Origin of the sequence: Streptomyces sp. NBC_00988 (genome assembly GCF_045162645.1) — a bacterium.
Lineage (GTDB): Bacteria > Actinomycetota > Actinomycetes > Streptomycetales > Streptomycetaceae > Streptomyces.
In genome coordinates this window covers 3,151,679-3,170,794 of the sequence record NZ_CP108730.1, presented here as the reverse complement: position 1 = coordinate 3,170,794, position 19,116 = coordinate 3,151,679, and the positions used below count along the sequence as shown (strand labels likewise).

18 protein-coding genes are annotated in these 19,116 nt (G+C 70.3%); 11 read left to right on the top strand and 7 right to left on the bottom strand.

Going from position 1 to position 19,116, the window contains the following annotated elements; genetic code table 11:
* Positions 1–47: 47 nt before the first annotated feature.
* The 5 genes from argC to OG496_RS14370 are packed head-to-tail and all read left to right on the top strand — an operon-like array spanning position 48 to position 4,926.
* Positions 48–1,076, top strand: a complete 1,029-nt coding sequence (gene argC, locus OG496_RS14390) for an N-acetyl-gamma-glutamyl-phosphate reductase (protein WP_405971135.1) — start codon at positions 48–50, stop codon at positions 1,074–1,076.
* On the top strand, positions 1,073–2,227 hold the full coding sequence (gene argJ, locus OG496_RS14385) for a bifunctional glutamate N-acetyltransferase/amino-acid acetyltransferase ArgJ (protein WP_405971134.1): 1,155 nt from the start codon (positions 1,073–1,075) through the stop codon (positions 2,225–2,227). Before argC ends, argJ begins: the two co-directional genes overlap by 4 nt.
* Positions 2,224–3,183 (top strand): acetylglutamate kinase, encoded by a 960-nt coding sequence (gene argB, locus OG496_RS14380; protein WP_366495568.1) that lies wholly within the window; start codon positions 2,224–2,226, stop codon positions 3,181–3,183. Before argJ ends, argB begins: the two co-directional genes overlap by 4 nt.
* Positions 3,180–4,367, top strand: a complete 1,188-nt coding sequence (locus OG496_RS14375; RefSeq protein WP_405971133.1) for an acetylornithine transaminase — start codon at positions 3,180–3,182, stop codon at positions 4,365–4,367. The genes argB and OG496_RS14375 overlap by 4 nt, the downstream gene beginning before the upstream one ends.
* 19 nt (positions 4,368–4,386) lie before the next feature.
* Positions 4,387–4,926: an arginine repressor gene (locus OG496_RS14370; protein ID WP_019059868.1), complete on the top strand. Its 540-nt coding sequence runs from the start codon at positions 4,387–4,389 to the stop codon at positions 4,924–4,926.
* Between the two features lie 70 nt (positions 4,927–4,996).
* Here the strand turns inward: OG496_RS14370 and OG496_RS14365 are convergent, their stop codons facing one another.
* From OG496_RS14365 to OG496_RS14345, 5 genes are all read right to left on the bottom strand, one after another.
* Positions 4,997–5,800, bottom strand: a complete 804-nt coding sequence (locus tag OG496_RS14365; protein WP_366495566.1) for an FAD:protein FMN transferase — start codon at positions 5,798–5,800, stop codon at positions 4,997–4,999.
* Entirely contained in the window at positions 5,793–6,578 is a 786-nt protein-coding gene (locus OG496_RS14360; protein ID WP_399396331.1) for an FMN-binding protein, read from the bottom strand. The genes OG496_RS14365 and OG496_RS14360 overlap by 8 nt, the downstream gene beginning before the upstream one ends.
* Positions 6,579–6,597: 19 nt before the next feature.
* Complete coding sequence (locus OG496_RS14355) at positions 6,598–7,980, bottom strand: ferredoxin reductase family protein (protein WP_366495564.1); 1,383 nt, start codon at positions 7,978–7,980, stop codon at positions 6,598–6,600.
* Between the two features lie 75 nt (positions 7,981–8,055).
* Entirely contained in the window at positions 8,056–8,526 is a 471-nt protein-coding gene (locus tag OG496_RS14350; protein WP_405971132.1) for an FMN-binding protein, read from the bottom strand.
* Between the two features lie 7 nt (positions 8,527–8,533).
* Complete coding sequence (locus OG496_RS14345; RefSeq protein ID WP_405971131.1) at positions 8,534–9,886, bottom strand: ferric reductase-like transmembrane domain-containing protein; 1,353 nt, start codon at positions 9,884–9,886, stop codon at positions 8,534–8,536.
* Between the two features lie 151 nt (positions 9,887–10,037).
* Here OG496_RS14345 and OG496_RS14340 point away from each other — a divergent pair, with 151 nt between their 5' ends.
* Together OG496_RS14340 and OG496_RS14335 are read left to right on the top strand one after the other, a co-directional pair.
* The gene (locus OG496_RS14340; RefSeq protein WP_366495561.1) at positions 10,038–10,775 is read left to right on the top strand and encodes a response regulator transcription factor; all 738 of its coding nucleotides are present in this window, start codon (positions 10,038–10,040) and stop codon (positions 10,773–10,775) included.
* Positions 10,775–12,289: a sensor histidine kinase gene (locus OG496_RS14335; RefSeq protein ID WP_405971130.1), complete on the top strand. Its 1,515-nt coding sequence runs from the start codon at positions 10,775–10,777 to the stop codon at positions 12,287–12,289. The genes OG496_RS14340 and OG496_RS14335 overlap by 1 nt, the downstream gene beginning before the upstream one ends.
* Positions 12,290–12,403: 114 nt before the next feature.
* On the opposite strand, the gene OG496_RS14330 is transcribed toward OG496_RS14335, so the two are convergent.
* Together OG496_RS14330 and OG496_RS14325 are read right to left on the bottom strand one after the other, a co-directional pair.
* On the bottom strand, positions 12,404–13,108 hold the full coding sequence (locus OG496_RS14330; RefSeq protein WP_405971129.1) for a L,D-transpeptidase: 705 nt from the start codon (positions 13,106–13,108) through the stop codon (positions 12,404–12,406).
* 132 nt (positions 13,109–13,240) lie between these two features.
* On the bottom strand, positions 13,241–14,104 hold the full coding sequence (locus tag OG496_RS14325; RefSeq protein WP_405971128.1) for a hypothetical protein: 864 nt from the start codon (positions 14,102–14,104) through the stop codon (positions 13,241–13,243).
* A 218-nt stretch (positions 14,105–14,322) separates the two neighbouring features.
* Between OG496_RS14325 and argH the strand changes: the two genes are divergently transcribed.
* From argH to OG496_RS14305, 4 genes are all read left to right on the top strand, one after another.
* Entirely contained in the window at positions 14,323–15,756 is a 1,434-nt protein-coding gene (gene argH, locus OG496_RS14320) for an argininosuccinate lyase (RefSeq protein WP_405971127.1), read from the top strand.
* A 176-nt stretch (positions 15,757–15,932) separates the two neighbouring features.
* Complete coding sequence (locus tag OG496_RS14315) at positions 15,933–16,904, top strand: aldo/keto reductase (protein WP_405971126.1); 972 nt, start codon at positions 15,933–15,935, stop codon at positions 16,902–16,904.
* Between the two features lie 82 nt (positions 16,905–16,986).
* Positions 16,987–17,553 carry a TetR/AcrR family transcriptional regulator gene (locus OG496_RS14310; protein ID WP_405971125.1) on the top strand — a complete coding sequence of 189 codons (567 nt, stop codon included), beginning with the start codon at positions 16,987–16,989 and terminating at the stop codon, positions 17,551–17,553.
* A complete protein-coding gene (locus tag OG496_RS14305) occupies positions 17,550–19,073 on the top strand; it encodes an MFS transporter (protein ID WP_405971124.1) in 1,524 nt (507 codons plus the stop codon). The genes OG496_RS14310 and OG496_RS14305 overlap by 4 nt, the downstream gene beginning before the upstream one ends.
* The last annotated feature ends 43 nt before the right edge of the window (positions 19,074–19,116 follow it).

Sequence of the window (19,116 nt, the reverse complement as noted above, 5' to 3'; positions counted from 1 at the left end):
AAACGTGCAACGAAACGTATAGTCATGCCATCGAAGAGGAGGGTTCCATGGCGGTACGTGCGGCAGTGGCCGGAGCGAGTGGATACGCGGGCGGGGAACTGCTGCGTCTGCTCCTGGCGCACCCCGAGGTCGAGATCGGCGCTCTGACCGGCAACTCCAACGCCGGACAGAAACTCGGCGCGCTGCAACCGCATCTGCTGCCGCTCGCCGGGCGGGTCCTCCAGGAAACCACCCCCGAAGCCCTCGCCGGACACGACGTCGTCTTCCTCGCGCTGCCGCACGGGCAGTCCGCCGCCGTCGCCGAGCGGCTCGGCCCGGACGTCCTCGTCGTCGACATGGGCGCCGACTTCCGGCTCAAGGACGCGGCCGACTGGGAGAAGTTCTACGGCTCCTCGCACGCCGGCACCTGGCCCTACGGCCTGCCCGAACTCCCGGGTGCCCGCGCCGCGTTGGAGGGATCCAAGCGCATCGCGGTACCCGGTTGCTACCCGACGGCCGCCTCCCTCGCGCTCTTCCCGGCGTACGCCGCCGGGCTCGCCGAGAACGAGGCCGTGATCGTCGCCGCCTCCGGCACCTCCGGCGCAGGCAAGGCCCCCAAGGCACACCTCCTCGGCAGCGAGGTCATGGGCTCCATGTCGCCGTACGGCGTCGGCGGTGGGCATCGGCACACCCCCGAGATCATCCAGAACCTGGGTGAGGCCGCCGGTGAGACCGTCACCGTGTCCTTCACGCCCACCCTCGCGCCGATGCCCCGCGGCATCCTCGCCACGTGCAGCGCCAAGGCCAAGGCCGGTGTCACCGGCGAGTCCGTGCGCGCCGCGTACGAGAAGGCCTTCGCCGACGAGCCCTTCGTGTTCCTGCTTCCCGAGGGGCAGTGGCCCGCGACGGCGTCCGTCTACGGTTCCAACGCCGTTCAGGTGCAGGTCGCGTACGACGAGGCCGCGGGACGCATCATCGCGATCAGCGCCATCGACAACCTGACCAAGGGCACCGCGGGCGGTGCCGTACAGAGCATGAACCTCGCCCTCGGGCTCGACGAGTCCACCGGGCTGACCACGATCGGAGTCGCGCCGTGAGTGTGACGGCAGCACAGGGATTCACGGCCGCGGGCATCGCCGCCGGGATCAAGGAGAACGGCAACCCGGACCTGGCCCTCGTGGTCAACACCGGGCCCCGCCTCGCCGCCGCGGGCGTCTTCACCTCCAACCGCGTCAAAGCCGCGCCGGTGTTGTGGTCGGAACAGGTACTGAAGGGCGGACAGGTGTCCGCCGTCGTCCTCAACTCCGGTGGCGCCAACGCCTGTACGGGGCCGAAGGGCTTCCAGGACACCCACGCCACCGCCGAGAAGGTCGCGGTCACGCTCGGGCTCAACGCAGCCGAGGTGGCCGTCGCCTCCACCGGGCTCATCGGGCTGTTGCTCCCGATGGACAAGCTGCTGCCGGGAGTCGAGGCCGCCGCCGGTCAACTCTCCGAGCACGGTGGTGAGAAGGCCGCCATCGCCATCAAGACCACGGACTCCGTGCACAAGACCGCCGTCGTGACCACCAAGGACGGCTGGACCGTCGGTGGCATGGCCAAGGGCGCCGGCATGCTCGCCCCCGGCCTCGCCACCATGCTTGTCGTCCTCACCACCGACGCCGACGTCGCAAGTGACGTACTGGACAAGGCACTTCGGGCCGCCACCCGCACCACCTTCGACCGGGTCGACTCCGACGGCTGCATGTCCACCAACGACACCGTGCTGCTGCTCGCCTCCGGCGCCTCCCAAGTCACCCCGGGATACGAGGAGTTCGCCGAGGCCGTCCGCGCCGTCTGCGACGACCTCGGGCAGCAGCTCATCCGCGACGCCGAAGGTGCCAGCAAGGACATCAAGGTCGAGATCGTCAACGCCGCGAGCGAGGACGACGCTGTGGAGGTGGGCCGTTCCATCGCCCGCAACAACCTCCTCAAGTGCGCGATCCACGGCGAAGACCCCAACTGGGGACGGGTGTTGTCCGCGATCGGGACCACCAAGGCCGCCTTCGAACCCGACCAGCTCAACGTCGCCATCAACGGCGTCTGGGTCTGCAAGAACGGTGGTGTCGGCGAGGACCGCGACAAGGTCGACATGCGCTACCGCGAGGTGCACATCGTCGCCGACCTCGCCGCCGGCACCGAGACCGCGACGATCTGGACCAACGACCTCACCGCGGACTACGTCCACGAGAACAGCGCGTACTCGTCATGAGCACTACCCGCAAGCACACCGCGCTGCCCAAGGCGCAGATCCTCATCGAGGCGCTGCCCTGGCTGACCCGGCACAACGGCAAGACCGTCGTCATCAAGTTCGGCGGCAACGCCATGATCGACGAGGACCTGAAGGCCGCGTTCGCCCAGGACGTCGTGTTCCTGCACCACGCGGGACTCAAGCCCGTCGTCGTGCACGGCGGCGGCCCGCAGATCAGCGCCGCCCTCGACCGGCACGGCATCGTCAGCGAGTTCAAGGCCGGCCTGCGCGTCACCACCGAGGACGCCATGGACGTCGTACGGATGGTGCTCGCCGGGCAGGTGCAGCGCGAGCTGGTCGGGCTGCTCAACCAACACGGGCCGCTCGCTGTCGGGTTGACCGGCGAGGACGCGCACACCATCACCGCCACCAAGCATCTGCCCGAGATCGACGGGGAGTTGGTCGACATCGGGCGGGTGGGTGAGATCACCGCGATCGACACGGGCGCGATCGAGGCTCTGCTCGCCGACGGCCGTATCCCGGTCGTCTCGTCGATCGCCAGGAGCGAGGACGACGGACATGTCTACAACGTCAATGCTGATACGGCTGCTGCGGCACTCGCTGCTGCGCTGGGCGCCGAGACCCTCATGGTCCTCACGGACGTCGAGGGTCTCTACGAGGACTGGCCGCACAGCGACGAGGTGATCAGCCGCCTCACCGCCACCCAACTGGAGAAGCTGCTACCGGAGTTGAGCTCCGGGATGGTGCCGAAGATGGAGGGCTGTCTGCACGCCGTGCGCAACGGCGTGACCACCGCCCGCGTCATCGACGGCCGGGTCCAGCACTCGATCCTGCTGGAGATCTTCACCGACGAGGGCATCGGCACGATGGTCGTGCCGGACGAGCTGCCCGACCCGAAGCCCGCAAAGAAGAAGTCCGCCAAGAAGTCGGGCAAGAAGCAGGGGGATGCCGTATGACCGCGAATGAGGACCTGACCCAGCGGTGGCAGGGGTCGCTCATGAACAACTACGGCACCCCCAAGCTCCCCCTCGTCCGCGGCTCGGGCGCCAAGCTGTGGGACGCCGACGGCAACGAGTACACCGACTTCGTCGGCGGTATCGCGGTCAACGCCCTTGGCCACGCACACCCGGCGATCGTCGAGGCCGTCGGCAAGCAGATCGCCGAACTCGGCCATGTCTCCAACCTGTTCATCGCCGAACCGCCCGTCGCCCTCGCCGAACGGCTCCTTGAGCGCTTCGGCCGGGACGGCAAGGTGTTCTTCTGCAACTCGGGTGCCGAGGCCAACGAAGGCGCCTTCAAGATCGGCCGGTTGACGGGCCGTCAGCACATGGTCGCCACCGAAGGCGCCTTCCACGGCCGGACGATGGGCTCCCTCGCGCTCACCGGCCAGCCCGGCAAGCAGGCGCCGTTCCTGCCGCTGCCCGGCGACGTCACGCACGTGCCCTTCGGTGACGCGCAGGCCCTTGCCGCCGCCGTCACCGACGAGACCGCGCTCGTCATCATCGAGCCGATCCAGGGCGAGAACGGGGTCGTCGTACCGCCCGCCGGATACCTGAAGGCGGCCCGCGCGATCACCGCCGCGCACGGTGCGCTGCTCGTGCTCGACGAGGTGCAGACCGGGGTCGGCCGTACCGGGCACTGGTTCGAGTACCAGGCCCACGAAGGTGTTCTGCCGGACGTGGTCACCCTCGCGAAGGGGCTCGGCGGCGGGCTGCCGCTCGGCGCCACCGTGGCCTTCGGGCGCGCGGCCGAGCTGCTCCAGCCGGGCCAGCACGGCACGACGTTCGGCGGCAACCCGGTCGCCTGCGCCGCCGGACTCGCCGTACTCGACACCATCGAGGCCGAGGGCCTGCTGGAGAACGTGAAGCGGCAGAGCGAGAAGATCCGCGACGGAATCGAGTCACTGGGCCACCCGTTGATCGATTATGTCCGGGGTGCGGGCCTCCTCCTGGGTATCGTGCTCACCGAGCCGCTCGCGCCCCAGGTGCAACAGGCGGCTCAGGACGCCGGCTTCCTGGTCAACGCGCCCGCCCCCGACGTCGTACGGCTGATGCCACCGCTGAACCTCGGCGACGACGAGGCGGACGCGTTCCTCCGGGCGCTGCCCGGGGTCCTGGACGTGGCCAAGGGGGACGGATGATCCGGAGAATGAGTCGACGATGAGTCAGGCGCAGGAGCACGAGCACACCGCGGGGCCGGCCGTGCCGCAGACCCGCACCGCCCGCCACCGCCGGATCGTGGACATCCTCAACCGGCAACCGGTGCGTTCCCAGAGCCAGTTGGCGAAGCTGCTGTCCGACGACGGGCTGAGCGTCACCCAGGCGACGCTCTCCCGGGACCTGGACGAGCTGAACGCGGTGAAGATCCGCAACAACGACGGCGACCTCATCTACGCGGTACCGAGCGAGGGTGGATTCCGCACCCCGCGGGTGCCGCTGGGGGAGTCGGCGAAAGAGGAGCGGATGCGGCGGCTCTCGTCCGAGCTGCTGATCTCCGCGGAGGCCTCCGCCAACCTGGTGGTCCTGCGCACCCCGCCGGGCGCCGCCCAGTTCCTCGCCTCGGCGATCGACCAGGCGGAACTCCAGGACATCCTCGGCACCATCGCCGGCGACGACACGCTCCTGCTGATCAGCCGGGACCCACTCGGCGGGCAGGCCCTCGCGGACCATCTGCTGCGGCTGGCGCAGAACGACCACTGACGTACCCGTACGGCCAACGAGTCGGGGGCGCACCGGAGTTGTCCGGTGCGCCCCCGACTCGCATGGGGCTTCAGCCGAGTCTGGCCGCCAGGCCGCCCGTGCAGCGCACCTCGTCGCCGGCCGTGATGAGCAGTGCCTCGACGTCCGGCAGTGACTCCAGCCAGGCCAGACCCTCCCGCGAACCCATCGCGAACGCGGCCGTGGCCCAGCAGTCGGCCCAGGTCAGACGCGGTGCCACGACGGTGACGGCGACCAGGTCGGTCACCGCGGACTTGCCGGTGCTCGGGTCCACGATGTGCGCCCCGCGCTCCGCCGTACCGGAGGTGGCCACGGCCAACTCGTCGGTGCCCGCGGCGGAGATCACGGCCGCGAGACCTCCGGGACGGAGGGGATCGGAGACGCCGACCCGCCAGGGCCGGTGCGGTCCCGGGGTGCCGAACATCTGGACGTCGCCGCCGCCGTTCACGCTGACCCCGCTCACCCCGGCCGCCGCCGCGATCAGCTCGGCCGCACGCTCGGCGGCCCAGCCCTTCACGATCCCGGTGGGGTCGAGGGGCCCCTCGTACTTGGTGCTGAACCAGCCGGCGCTCACCCGCTCCGCCTCGGCGCCCAGCTCCAGCACCTCGGCGACCTCGGCGTCGCACTCGGCCAGGGTCAGGTCGCCGCGGGCCAGCCGGGAGACCTGACTGTCGTCGCGGTAGGTGCTGAACACCTCGTTGACGCGGTGCAGTTGGGCGACCGCCCGCTCCAGCGCGGCTCGGACGGCCTCGGGCTCCCCGCCGCGGATGTCGAAGGAGAACACCGTCCCCATGACCTCCTCGGCGTGCCGCAGTTCGGCGGGGGCCGCCGCGGGATCGGTCACCGTGTCAGCCACCGGCCTTGTCCAGCGCCGACTGCAGGGACTTCTTGTAACCGCCGCTCGTGTACGACGCACCCGACACGGAGTCGATGTTCGCGTTCCCGGCGGCGACGGCCTCCTGGTTGAGCTTGGGGACCGCCAGCGCCGTCTTCTGGTCGCTGGTCCCGCCGCTCGGGGCCTGTACCGCGTCGGCCTTGGTGATCTTGCCGCCCGCGACGGTGATCCGGACCTGGACGGGCCCGTACTCGGTCGTCACGACATCACCGGTGACGGTCTTGGCCTGGGCGGCCTGACCCGACCCGGCGGCCGAACTCTTCGACGGGGCGGCCGTGTTGGCGCCGGCGGCCTTCATCTTGTCGATGGCCGACTGCAGGGACTGCTTGTAGCCGGCGCTGGTGTAGCTCGCCCCGGACACGGACGTGATGTCCGCGCTCTGCGTGGCGACGGCCTCCTGGTTGAGCTTGGGCACGGACAGCGCGGTCTTCTGGTCGCTGGTGCCGCCCTTGGGCGCCTGCACGGCCTCGGCCTTGGTGATCTTGCCGTTGGCGACCGTGAGGCGTACCTGGACGACCCCGTACTGGGTCTGGGCGACGGCGCCCGTGACCGTCGAGGTCCCGGCCGCCGCGGCACCGCCCTGGGGCGACTCCTGTGCGGCGGCGGTCTCCTGGGCCGCCGCACCCTGCGCGGACGCCGCTGGATCCGACGCCGGCTTCAGGGAGAGCAGCAGCACGATCCCGGACACGGTGGCGGCGCTCGCGAGCAAAACACGCCGGATGGGGTGGCTCTTCTTCATCGCTCCTGACTCCCGTCGCTCACATCTCGAACGACTCGTGATGGATACGGCGGGCGGGAACCCCGGCGCCGCGCAGTGCTTCGTAGACCGACTGCGCGAAGCCGGGCGGCCCGCACATGAAGACGTCGTGGTTGTCGATGTCGGAGATCTTCCGCCGCAGGGACTCCGCCGAGATGTCGGGGCGTTCCCCGCCGGGGCTGTTCACCGCGTACATCAGCCGGGCGCCGCGCTCGTCGGCGATCTTCGCCAGCTCGTCCCACAGCGCCAGGTCCTGGGTGGTGTTGGCGCGGTAGAGCAGCGTGATGTCACCGGCGGCTCCCGGCAGCGTCTCGAACAGCGCCCGCATCGGCGTGATGCCGACGCCGCCCGCGACCAGCAGCACCTTGCCGCGGGTGCGCCGCTGTGAGGTCAGCGCGCCGTACGGGCCCTCGGCCCACACCTTGGTGCCGGGCCGCAGTTCGCGCAGCCGTTCACTGTGGTCGCCGATCGCCTTGACCGTGATCCGCAGCATGTTCGGGCGGGGCGCCGCCGACAGCGAGTAGGGGTGCGAGCTGAACCGCATGCCCGGCGCCAGGAACCGCCAGCGGAAGAACTGCCCCGCCTCCGCGCCGATCCGGTGCAGCTTGCGCCCGCTGATCAGCACCGACACGATGCCGGGCGTCTCCTCGATGACCGCCTCGACGCGCATCCGGTGCCGCATGTTGAGGCGGATCGGGGTGAGGATCCGGTACCAGACCACCAGCGCGGTGACCGTGCCGTACAGCCCGTACCAGACGGTCTTGGCGAGCGGCGTCAGCGCGAAGTCGTTGCCCGTGGTGATCTGGTGCCAGAAGGTCAGGAACACCGCCGCGTACGTCAGCAGGTGGACGTGGTACCAGGTGTCGTACGGCAGCCTGCGGCGGACGGCGCCGATCGACGAGAGGCCGATGAGGAGGAACAGGCCCGTCCCGATGGCGGCCTTGCCCATGTCGGGCAGCTGGTTCACGGAGTCGATGGTCTGCTGGACGATGTCGCTCAGCGTCTTGCCCGCCTGGAGGGCGTAGCCCCACATGATGAGGAAGACGTGCGCGAAGACCAGGCAGAGCGTGTAGCGGCCGCTCATCGCGTGCCAGCGGGCGACCCGGTCGGAGCCGACCCGGCGTTCCAGGGCGGGCACCCGGGCCATCTGGAGCACGACGAGTGCCATCAGATAACCGGCCAACAGGCCAGTGATACGGCCCGCATTGAGGATCTTGCCGTTCTGGTCGGCGATGGACGGCGTGTTGTGCCACCACATCCACAGCACCCCGACCGCGCCCGCCCAGACGGCGAGCAGCAGCAGGGTCGCTGGGGAGCGGCGCGGGCGGATGCGGCGCATCGTCTGTCGGCGGGCGGCACGTCCGCCTGCGAGCGTGGTGGTCACGGTTCCTCCGTGGACGGGGCAAGGGGGGTGGGCTGGTCCCTTGGCCCTGAAGTACGTGCCGTTGCGCCTGTGCGTTCAGAGTCCCGCAGAGTCCAGTGCGGACTGGAGTGACTGGCGGTAACCGTCACTTGTGTAGGTGGCCCCCGACACCGTGTCGATGCTCGCGCTCTGCGCGGCCAGCACCTCGCGCCGCAACTCCGGCAGGGCATAGGAGTTGATCTCCTGGTCGCGCGGATTGTCCGACGGCGACTGGACCGCGGTGACATCGGTGATCTTGCCGCTCTTCACGGTGATCTTCACCTGCACGGGACCCCATTGGGTCTGCACGGTGTCCCCGGTGACGGTCTTGGTGCCGGTGGCGGTCGAACCGCCGGACCCCGTACCGGAGTTGGCGCCGGAGGAGCTGGAGGCGGCCGGCGCGGGCGCCACCGCGATCGCGGGCGTCGTGTGCGGCTTCAGCGCCAGCAGCAGCACCAGGCCGGACGCGGTGACCGCGCTCGCCAGCACGATCCGGCGCAGCGGACGGTTCTTCTTCAACGGATGCACGACGGCCTCACAGCTCGAACGACTCGTGATGGATACGGCGGTCCGGCACACCGGCGGCGCGCAGCGCCCCGTAGATCTCCTGGGCGAACGCGTGCGGACCGCAGATGTACACGTCGTGCCCGGCGAGATGGGGCACGGCCTCGCGCAGATACGCCGGGCCGAGCGAAGGCCGTTGCCCCTTGGGCCCGTTGAGCGCGTACAGCACCTTCGCCCCGCGCCACTGAGCGATCGCCTCCAACTCCGCACCCAGCGCCAGGTCCTGTGCCGTACGCGCCCGGTAGAGCAGCGTCACCTCGCCGGGTAGCGTCTCGAACAGCGCTCGCAGCGGGGTGATCCCGACCCCGGCCGCGATCAGCAACGACCGCTGCCCGGAACCCCGTTGGGCGGTCATCGACCCGTACGGCCCCTCCGCCCACACCCGCGCCCCCGGCCGCAGCAGGGCTATGGCGGCACTGTGGTCGCCGAGCGCCTTGACCGTGATCCGCAGCAGGTCCCGGCGGGGCGGCGCCGACAGCGAGTACGGCGTGGACGCCCAGCCCATGCCCTCGCCGAAGAACCGCCAGCGGAAGAACTGCCCGGCCTCCGCGCCGAGTTCGTCGACACGCCGCCCGCGTACGACGACGGAGTACACACCGGGCGCCTCCCGGTGCACGGACTCGACCCGCAGCCGGTGCCGCAGATTGAGCCGCACGGGGGCGAGGATCCGGTACCAGAGGACGAGGGCCGCGACGCCGAGGTACAACGCGTACCAGGCGTCCGTCGCTCCCGCGTTGCCGTTGAACTCGTTGCCCAGGGACAGCTGGTGGAAGAAGGTGAGGAACACGGCGACGTACGTGAGGAGATGGACGTAGTACCAGAACTCGTAGCTCAGTCTGCGGCGCGCGGCGCGGGCCGAGGTGATGCCGACCGCGAACAGGATGACCGCGCCGAAGGTCGCCTTCAGCATGTCCGGGTAGTCCAGGACGACCGTGACCGTCTCGTGCACGATCGAGGCGCGGTCCTGGGCCGCGTAGCCGAGCAGGATGAACACGATGTGCACGACGAGCAGGCAGACCGTGTAGCGGCCGGCCATCGCGTGCCAGCGGGCCACCCGGTCCGAGCCGACCCGCCGCTCCAGCAGCGGCACCCGCGCCATCAGACCCACGAGCACCGCGCAGGCGTACCCGCACAGCAGTCCGGCGATCCGCCCGATCCCGGTCAGCCAGCCCGCGGCCCCGACCACCGACCCGGTGTCCGCCCACCAGAGGGCGACCGAGGCCGCCGCCCCGGCCCACAACAGCCCGAGCACCGCGCCCGCCGGTGAACGCCGGGGAGCCGGCGCCACAGGCGGTGCCGCCCGCCGTTCGTACACGGTGGTCATGTGAGCGTCCTTTCACCCGTCCTGCACGCAACTGTGCGGGCCGAACCTCTGAGGGATCTCTCAGCGAACGCCTTTCTCAGCTTTCTCAGAGGAAACTCAGAGCCGCTCACGGCGGCCGGGGGCGCCGCCAGGGGAGATGCTGGTAAACGCCATGAACACGACCCGCTCCGGCCGACCGGCCCTCACCCGCCCCGACGGCACCCCCGTGCGCGTCCTCGTCGTCGACGACGACCCCGACCTCGCCGAGGTGCTGTCCGGTGCCCTGCGCTACGAGGGCTGGGAGGTCCGCGCGGCCGGTGACGGCGCCTCCGCGCTCGTCGGCGCGCGCGAGCTGCGGCCCGACGCCGTCGTCCTCGACGTGATGCTCCCGGACACCGACGGCTTCGCCGTGCTGCGCTCCCTGCACGAGGTGAAGCCCGACGTCTGCGTGCTCTTCCTCACCGCCCGGGACACCGTCGAGGACCGCATCGCCGGCATCACCGCGGGCGGCGACGACTACGTCACCAAGCCCTTCAGCCTGGAGGAGGTCGTCGCCCGGCTGCGTGGACTCCTGCGCCGCGCCGGCATGGCCCGCCAGCAGGAGGAGGGCCCCCGGATGACCGTCGGGGACCTGGTGATGGACGAGGAGGCCCGCGAGGTCACCCGCGCGGGCGACCTCGTCGAACTGTCGCCGACCGAGTTCGAACTGCTCCGCTTCCTCATGCGCAACCCGCGCCGCGTCCTCAGCAAGGCCCAGATCCTCGACCGCGTCTGGTCCTACGACTTCGGCGGCCAGGCCCACGTCGTCGAGCTGTACATCTCGTACCTGCGCAAGAAGGTGGACGCGGGCCGCGCGCCCATGATCCACACCGTGCGCGGGGCCGGGTACGTGCTCAAGCCGGTGCCCTGATGCGCAGGGGACTGAGCAGGGGGCTACGGGGGCTACGGGGACTGCGCTGGCCGCACACCCTGCGCGCGCGGCTGACAGCGGGCCTGGTCGTACTCCTCGCGGTCAGCTGCGCGGCCGTCGGGGTGGCCGCGGTGATCGAACTGGACGGCTTCCTCACCGGACGCCTGGACCAGCAGCTGACCGAGGTCGGGACCCAGTTCCCGGCCAGCCTGGAGCACAAGGGCCAGACGCTGACCGACCACGACGCCGACGACCGGGAACGCGGCGACACCCGCCGGCAGGCACCGGGCACGTTCGGCGCCCGCTTGGTCGACGGCACCGTCACCAACGCGGCGGTCGTGCCCGCGGACAAGGACGACACCACGACCGATCTGAAGGTCGCCCTGACGGCGCGGGACCGGCGGGAACTCGCCGCGGTCCGGGTCGACGGCAGGGCCCACACCATCCACCTCTCGTCCCTCGGCAGATACCGGGTCCTCGCCGCCGCGGGCCGGGACGGTGACGTGATGATCACCGGACTCCCGCTGGAGTCGGTGGAGGCCACCGTCCACCGACTGGAGACGGTCGAGGCGATCGTCTTCGGCGCGGCCCTCCTCATCGCCGGTTTCGCGGGCGCGCTCTGGGTGCGCTGGTCGCTACGGCCCCTCAGCCGGGTCGCCGCCACGGCCACCCGGGTCAGTGAACTCCCGCTGGCCAGCGGCGAGGTGACGCTGCCGCCCAGGGCACCCGAGTCCGACCCGCGCAGCGAGGTGGGCCGGGTCGCCGCCGCTTTCAACCGCATGCTCGGCCATGTCGAGGACGCGCTCACCCACCGGCACGCCAGCGAGGAACGGCTGCGCAGCTTCGCGGCCGACGCCAGCCATGAACTGCGCACACCGGTGGCGTCGATCCGGGGCCACGCCGAACTCGCCCTGCTGCACCCGGACCCCGTCCCGCCGAAGGTCACCCGGGCGCTGGAACGCATAGCGGCGGAGTCCGCCCGCATGGGCGTCATGGTCGACGAGATGCTCCTCCTCGCCCGCCTCGACGCGGGCCGCCCCCTCGAACGCCGCCCCGTCGACCTCACCCACCTGGTCCTCGACGCCGTCGCCGACGCACGCGCCGCCGGCCCCGACCACCGCTGGACCCTGGAACTCCCCGAGGAACCGGTCACGGTCACGGGCGACGCCCACCGCCTCCAACAGGTGTTGGCCAACCTGTTGGCCAACGCACGTTTGCACACGCCTGTTGGCACGAAGGTGACGGTGACGGTGGAGGCGGAAACCGACGGCGGGGCGACCCGCCTGGTGGTCCACGACGACGGCCCGGGGGTTCCGACAGAGGTCCAGCCGGGAGTCTTCGAACGCTTCACCCGCGCGGACCGCCGACGAACGGAGGGCGGGGGAGGAAGCGGAGGAGGAGCGGGCCTGGGCCTGTCGATCGTGGCGGCGGTGACGGAGGCGCACGGAGGAAGCGTGACCCTGGAGAGCCGCCCGGGCTCAACAACGTTCACGGTGTGGCTTCCGGCGGCCTGAACCCCCTCAGGGGCGCGGGGCTGTGTCGATGCGCGGCTCCGCCGCGTGGGCGCGACCAGCCACATCCGGCCCGCACCCGCCGTACAACCGAAAACCGAACGGCACTCTCGCGATTCAGTACCGAGTAATAGCCGTAGCCCCGCCCACTGTCCCAATCGCAATATGCGGCTCACGCAAAGGATCAGCCCACCGCAGAATCCTCCGCATCGCATCCCCCGGCACGGACACACAACCGGCGGTAGCCCCACGCCCGTTGACATGCAGAAAGATCCCGGCCCCACGCCCCTTCACGGGCTTGGCGTAGTTGAACCCGACGACGAACCCGTACGCGTACTGCGTCGCGTAGGAGATCAACCGCTCGGACTCGGACGCCCGGCAATCACTCGCCAGCGGCTCACTCCACCGGTTGTAGACCCGAGACAGAGTGTCCTCACACCACCACGAACTCCCGCCCACCCGCCGGTACTTGGCCTTGGTCCCACCCGGAGCCGCCTTGATCCCGAAGGCATACGGCAGGTCGTACAACCCGGTCGGAGTCGTAGAGGACCCCTGCCTGCGCGCCCCACCCTCGACGAGCCCCTTCGCCCCGAACCGAGCAGCCGCAGACCCGACCTTCACCCACACCCCACCCCGCCGCTCCCACCAACTGAGCGTCCCCGCCGTGGAGTTGGTGCGCGACGCCTGAGCGAGGAGCAGCTGACTCCCACCCCCGGTGTCAGCGAGCGACGAGGGTGCCGGAGGCTCCACCGCATGCGCGGGCACCGCACCGAGCAGCAGAAGGACGGACGCGGACGCAAGGGCGAGAACACCGGGACGCATGGCTCAGACGGTAGAGCGCGGACGAGGTGACGGCAGCTCAGTTGGGCCGAACAGGGAGGACGCGACCGGTCCGGGCGTCACCGTGGCCGCCCCGGCCGGCGTTCATCGGGGCGGCCACGGCTGCCTGTCACGTCACTTGGTGAGCGTGCAGGCGGCCAGGGAGTCCAGACCGGAGGGCTTGGTGCCCTGACGGCCGATGGAAATGGCGATCCGGTCAATGGTGGACACGCGCTTGTCCTTCAGCGGGCCGAGGATCGCGTTCTGGACGAAGTTGGCGCCGCCCTGTCCGACGGTGTCGACGAGGCGCTTGTTGGCTTCGGCGATCTGGGTGTCGAGAAGGGCGAGGTTGCGATCGACCTCGGCCTGAGCGGAGGCCGGAACGGCAGGGAGCTGCGACTTCACGTCGGGGCAGGAGATGGTCCCGGCCGCCGCGGTGGTGTCCGTCCCTCCGGCCGCGTCGGTGGCGGACGCCGTGGCGCTCGGGGTCGCGGTGTCGGTCGCACCGGTGTCGGTTCCGCCCGTCTCGGCCCCGCCGACGTCGGTCCCACCAGTGTTGAGGGCGCAGGTGGCCAGCGAGTCGAGACCCGTCGGCTTGGTGCCCTGACGGCCGATGGAGATGGCGATCCGGTCGATGGTCGAGACCCGCTTGTCCTTCAGCGGGCCGAGGATCGCGTTCTGGACGAAGTTGGCGCCGCCCTGTCCGACGGTGTCGACGAGGCGCTTGTTGGCCTCGGCGATCTGGGTGTCGAGAAGGGCGAGGTTGCGGTCGACCTCGGCCTGCGCCGAAGCCGGAACAGCGGGCAGCTGCGACTTCACGTCGGGGCAGGAGATCGTCCCCGGGTCGGACAACGTCCGGGCGCTCTGCGCGGTGCTGCTCTTGTCCGGCGTCCCGGCGAGAGCGGACCCGGCGATGACCGCGCCGGACAGCACCACGGCGGCGGCACCGCCGATGAACACGACGCGACGCTTGTTGTACTTGGGGAGAGCCCTGGACATGCGAATGCCTCACTCGGGTCAGGGGTGAACAAGGGGTGACTCGTGGGGGGGAACGCGGCGCCTGCGTTCGGCGAGAGGTACGGGAAAGCGGTTGCTGATGTTCAAGATCTCTTCAAATTGACGAATCATACAGAGCTCTGCATAATCATGCATGCGAGACAATGCAGGGGCACCACAGAACGACGACCCCCATCCACGGCCTTTGAGGAGCAGCGCAAGTGAGCAGCAACAGCGGTGACGTACGGCTCTGGGGCGGTCGTTTCGCCGACGGTCCCGCCGAGGCCCTGGCGAAGCTTTCCGCGTCCGTCCACTTCGACTGGCGGCTCGCGCCCTACGACATCGCCGGTTCCCGCGCCCACGCGCGCGTGCTGCACAAGGCGCACCTCCTGACGGACGACGAGCTGACCCGGATGCTCGCGGGCCTCGACCAGCTCGAAGCGGACGTCGCCGACGGCTCCCTCGTCGGCACCATCGCCGACGAGGACGTCCATACGGCCCTGGAACGCGGCCTGTTGGAGATCCTCGGCCCCGACCTCGGCGGCAAGCTGCGCGCGGGCCGCTCCCGCAACGACCAGGTCGCGACCCTCTTCCGGATGTACCTGCGCGATCACGCCCGCACGGTCGGCGGCCTCATCGCCGACCTCCAGGACGCGCTGGTCGGCCTGGCGGAGGCTCACCCGGACGTGGCGATGCCCGGCCGCACCCACCTCCAGCACGCCCAGCCGGTGCTGTTCGCCCACCATGTGCTGGCCCACGTCCAGTCCCTGTCCCGGGACGCGGAACGCCTGCGCCAGTGGGACGAGCGGACGGCTGTCTCGCCGTACGGCTCGGGAGCGCTGGCGGGTTCCTCCCTCGGCCTGGACCCGGAGGCGGTGGCGAAGGACCTCGGCTTCGAGCACGGCAGTGTCGCCAACTCCATCGACGGCACGGCGTCCCGCGACTTCGTCGCCGAGTTCGCCTTCATCACGGCGATGATCGGGGTGAACCTCTCCCGGATCGCCGAGGAGATCATCATCTGGAACACGAAGGAGTTCTCCTTCGTGACCCTGCACGACGCGTTCTCCACGGGCTCGTCGATCATGCCGCAGAAGAAGAACCCGGACATCGCGGAACTGGCGCGCGGCAAGTCGGGCCGCCTGATCGGCAACCTGACCGGCCTGATGGCCACGCTCAAGGCCCTCCCCCTCGCCTACAACCGCGACCTCCAGGAGGACAAGGAGCCGGTCTTCGACTCCATCGACCAACTGGAGGTCCTGCTCCCGGCGTTCACCGGCATGATGGCCACCCTCACCATCCACCGCGACCGCATGGAGGAACTGGCCCCGGCCGGCTTCTCCCTGGCCACGGACATCGCCGAGTGGCTGGTCAAGCAGGGCGTTCCCTTCCGGGTGGCCCACGAGGTCGCCGGCGAGTGCGTGAAGGTGGCGGAGGCCGAGGGCATCGAACTGGACGGCCTGACGGACGAACAGTTCGCGAAGATCTCCGCCCACCTGACCCCGGAGGTGCGGACGGTCCTCAACGTCCCGGGTGCCCTGGCGTCCCGCAACGCCCGAGGCGGCACGGCCCCGAGCGCGGTGGCGATCCAACTGGCAGAGGTGAAGCGGGACTTGGCGGCCCAGCACGAGTGGGCCACTGCTAAAAACAAGCGGTAGGGGCGACTTTTTTAGGGGCGCGGGGCTGTGTCGATCTGCGGCTCCGCCGCGTGGGCGCGAGCAACCACGACGCGCGCACCCGCGAAACGCACCCCAAGCCCCCGAGCTCCAGGGCGAAGGTCATCCCGGGTTACGTTGGTCAGCAGCCGCACCACAGCCGACCAACGGAGCCCGCGATGCCCTTCGCCCGACTGGCCAACGCGACAACCCCCACCAGCCACATCGGACTGGGCCTCGCCGCAGTAGGCCGCCCCGGCTACATCAACCTGGGCCGAGAAAAAGACCTCGGAGAGACCCGCACCGTAGAGGCACTCCGCACCCGAAGCCACGAACTCCTGGACGCCGCGTACGCGCAGGGCGTCCGTTACTTCGACGCAGCTCGCTCCTACGGCCGCTCCGAGGAGTTCCTGGCCGACTGGCTGAAGGCCCACCCCGACCTGGACGACATCGTGGTCGGCAGCAAATGGGGCTACACCTACACCGCCGACTGGACCACGGACGCCGAGAAGCACGAGGTCAAGGACCACAGCGTCCGGACCTACGACCGCCAGCGCGCCGAGACCGCCGACCTGCTCGGCGACCGCCTGGACCTCTACCAGATCCACTCGGTGACCCCGGACAGCCCGGCCCTCACCGACAAGGAACTCCACGCGAAACTGGCCGAGTTGGCGGCGACGGGCGTGACCATCGGCTTCTCGACCAGCGGCCCCGCCCAGGCCGACGCCATCCGCGCCGCGCTCACCGTGACGGTGGATGGCGAGCCCCTCTTCCGCACGGTCCAGTCGACGTACAACGCCCTGGAGACCTCCGCGGGCCCCGCCCTCGCCGAGGCGCACGACGCCGGCCTCGCGGTGATCGTCAAGGAGGGCATGGCCAACGGCAGGCTCGCGGAGCCGTACGCACCGGACGCCCTGAAGGCCGTAGCCGAAGAGACGTCACTCGGTGCGGACGCGATCGCCCTGGCCCTGATCCTGCGCCGGCCGTGGGCAGGCGTGGCCCTCTCCGGCGCGGCGACCGTGGGGCAGCTCGCCTCCAACCTGCACGCGGCGGTCGTGGACCTGAGCGACGACCAGCTCGCACGCCTCGACGCGCTGGCCGAGGACCCGCACACGTACTGGGCGCGGCGGAGCTCGCTGCCCTGGCACTGACGATCACCTGATCCGACCCGAACCATGAGTCACGTGTGCCCACTGTGAGACAGATGTGTCTCACATGGGTTACTGTTGTCTCATGGCCGTCGACCGTGACCACGTACTCCGCAGCGCGGCCGCGCTGCTCACCCGGAAATCCACGTCCACCATGGACGAGGTCGCCAAGGCGGCCGGGATCAGCCGGGCCACGCTGCACCGCCAGTTCGCGGGCCGCGACGCGCTCGTGCGGGCGCTGGAGGCGCTCGGCATCGCGGAGTGCGAGAGCGCGCTGGAGGCGGCGCGACTGGACGAGGGCCCCGCGGAGGACGCCGTACGGCGGCTCGTCCGCGAGGTCGAACCGGCCGCCGGCCTGCTCGCCTTCCTCTACACCGAGAACCAGCTGTTCGAGGGCGAGGAACAGCACGAGGGCTGGGCCCGGATCGACGACCGCATCACCGCCGTGTTCCGGCGCGGCCAGCAGGACGGCGAGTTCCGCATCGACCTGACGCCCGCCTGGCTCACCGAGGCGCTGTTCGGCCTGCTGGCCTCCGGTGCCTGGATGGTGCAGAGCGGCAAGGGCGCCCCCAGGGACTTCACGCGCATGATCGCCGAGCTGCTGCTCGGCGGCGCACTACGACGAGACGAAACACAGAGAGAGGGATCATGACCAGCACCCTGCAGCCGGCGATCGCGACGGAGACGGAGAAGCGCCCGGGCCGTTGGCTCGCGCTCTCCGTCCTCGTGCTCGCCGTGCTGCTGGTGGCCGTGGACGCGACCGTCCTGGGCCTCGCGACGCCTTACATCAGCGAGGACCTGAAGCCGTCCGGCACCCAGCTCCTGTGGATCGGTGACGTCTACTCCTTCGTCATCGCGGGCCTGCTCGTGTCGATGGGCAGCCTTGGCGACCGCATAGGCCGGAAGAAGATCCTGCTGATCGGAGCCACGGCGTTCGGCGCGATATCGATCCTCAACGCCTATGCCACGACACCGGAGTTGATGATTCTGGCGCGGGCGCTGCTCGGGGTCGCGGGCGCGACCCTGATGCCCGCCACCCTCGCCCTGATCCGCAACCTCTTCCACGACCCGCGCGAACGCAGCCTCGCCGTCGGCATCTGGGGCGCAACAGCCTCCGCCGGTACGGCAGTCGGCCCGGTGGCCGGCGGCTTCCTCCTCGAACACTTCTGGTGGGGCTCGGTCTTCCTCATCAACCTGCCCGTGATGGCGGTCCTGGTCCTGGTGGGCATCAAGACGCTCCCCGAGTCCAAGAACCCCAACCCCGGCCCCTGGGACCTGATCAGCGTCACGCTCTCCCTGACCGGTGTGATCGGCGTGGTCTACGCCGTCAAGGAGGCGGCGACCCACGGCTTCGAGCTGCCCTCACTCGCGGTGGGCGCGCTGGGTGCGGCGGCCCTGTACTGGTTCGTACGCCGCCAACTCACGCTCCCCGCACCCCTGTTGGACATGCGCCTGTTCCGCAACCGCGGCTTCAGCGCGGCCGTCCTCGCCGACCTGCTGACCATCCTCGGCCTGTCCGGCCTGGTGTTCTTCCTCTCCCAGTACCTACAACTGGTCCAGGGCAGGGGCCCGTTCGAGGCGGGGCTGGCCGAAATCCCCGCTGCCGTAGGCGCGGTGGCGGCGGGCCTGATCGCGGGAAGGACAGCCCGCCGCTTCTCGGTCCGCGCGGTGGTCGCCGGCGGCCTGGCGGCGGTGGGCCTGGCACTGGCCGTACTGACAACCCTCAACCAGTCGACCGGCTACCCGCTCCTGGGCGCCGCGCTCCTGGTGGTCGGCGTAGGCGCCGGCTTCTCCTTCACGGTGACAGCCGACGTCGTCCTCTCCTCCGTACCGAAGGAACAGGCGGGAGCGGCATCGGCGGTATCGGAGACGGCCTATGAGTTGGGCGCGGCCCTGGGCATCGCCGTACTCGGCTCGATCGTGACGGGCGTGTACCGGGACTTCGCAGCTCCGGCGGGGACACCGAGCGGTGCGCACGAGTCGTTGGGCGGCGCGGTGGAAGCGGCGGCCGGCATGCCGACCCACGCGTCCCAGGAAATGCTGACCTCGGCGAGAGAAGCCTTCGTCAGCGGCCTCAGCGTGGCATCGGCGGTAGGCGCAACAGTCCTACTGGCAACGGCAGTTGCGGCTTGGTTCATGCTGAAGAACCAGAAACTCGAAGACGCCGGGTAAGGGAATTGTCTTGAGGGGCGCGGGGAACTGCGCGACCAGCACC

What these genes read in the sequence shown, in the direction of transcription:
- OG496_RS14335 (WP_405971130.1), top strand. Translation starts at nt 10,775, where the DNA reads ATGCGCAGGGGACTGAGCAGGGGGCTACGGGGGCTACGGGGACTGCGC.
- OG496_RS14370 (WP_019059868.1), top strand. Translation starts at nt 4,387, where the DNA reads ATGAGTCAGGCGCAGGAGCACGAGCACACCGCGGGGCCGGCCGTGCCG.
- OG496_RS14330 (WP_405971129.1), bottom strand. Translation starts at nt 13,108, where the DNA reads ATGCGTCCCGGTGTTCTCGCCCTTGCGTCCGCGTCCGTCCTTCTGCTG.
- OG496_RS14340 (WP_366495561.1), top strand. Translation starts at nt 10,038, where the DNA reads ATGAACACGACCCGCTCCGGCCGACCGGCCCTCACCCGCCCCGACGGC.
- OG496_RS14345 (WP_405971131.1), bottom strand. Translation starts at nt 9,886, where the DNA reads ATGACCACCGTGTACGAACGGCGGGCGGCACCGCCTGTGGCGCCGGCT.
- argC (WP_405971135.1), top strand. Translation starts at nt 48, where the DNA reads ATGGCGGTACGTGCGGCAGTGGCCGGAGCGAGTGGATACGCGGGCGGG.
- OG496_RS14310 (WP_405971125.1), top strand. Translation starts at nt 16,987, where the DNA reads ATGGCCGTCGACCGTGACCACGTACTCCGCAGCGCGGCCGCGCTGCTC.
- OG496_RS14305 (WP_405971124.1), top strand. Translation starts at nt 17,550, where the DNA reads ATGACCAGCACCCTGCAGCCGGCGATCGCGACGGAGACGGAGAAGCGC.
- OG496_RS14315 (WP_405971126.1), top strand. Translation starts at nt 15,933, where the DNA reads ATGCCCTTCGCCCGACTGGCCAACGCGACAACCCCCACCAGCCACATC.
- OG496_RS14360 (WP_399396331.1), bottom strand. Translation starts at nt 6,578, where the DNA reads ATGAAGAAGAGCCACCCCATCCGGCGTGTTTTGCTCGCGAGCGCCGCC.
- OG496_RS14375 (WP_405971133.1), top strand. Translation starts at nt 3,180, where the DNA reads ATGACCGCGAATGAGGACCTGACCCAGCGGTGGCAGGGGTCGCTCATG.
- argB (WP_366495568.1), top strand. Translation starts at nt 2,224, where the DNA reads ATGAGCACTACCCGCAAGCACACCGCGCTGCCCAAGGCGCAGATCCTC.
- OG496_RS14325 (WP_405971128.1), bottom strand. Translation starts at nt 14,104, where the DNA reads ATGTCCAGGGCTCTCCCCAAGTACAACAAGCGTCGCGTCGTGTTCATC.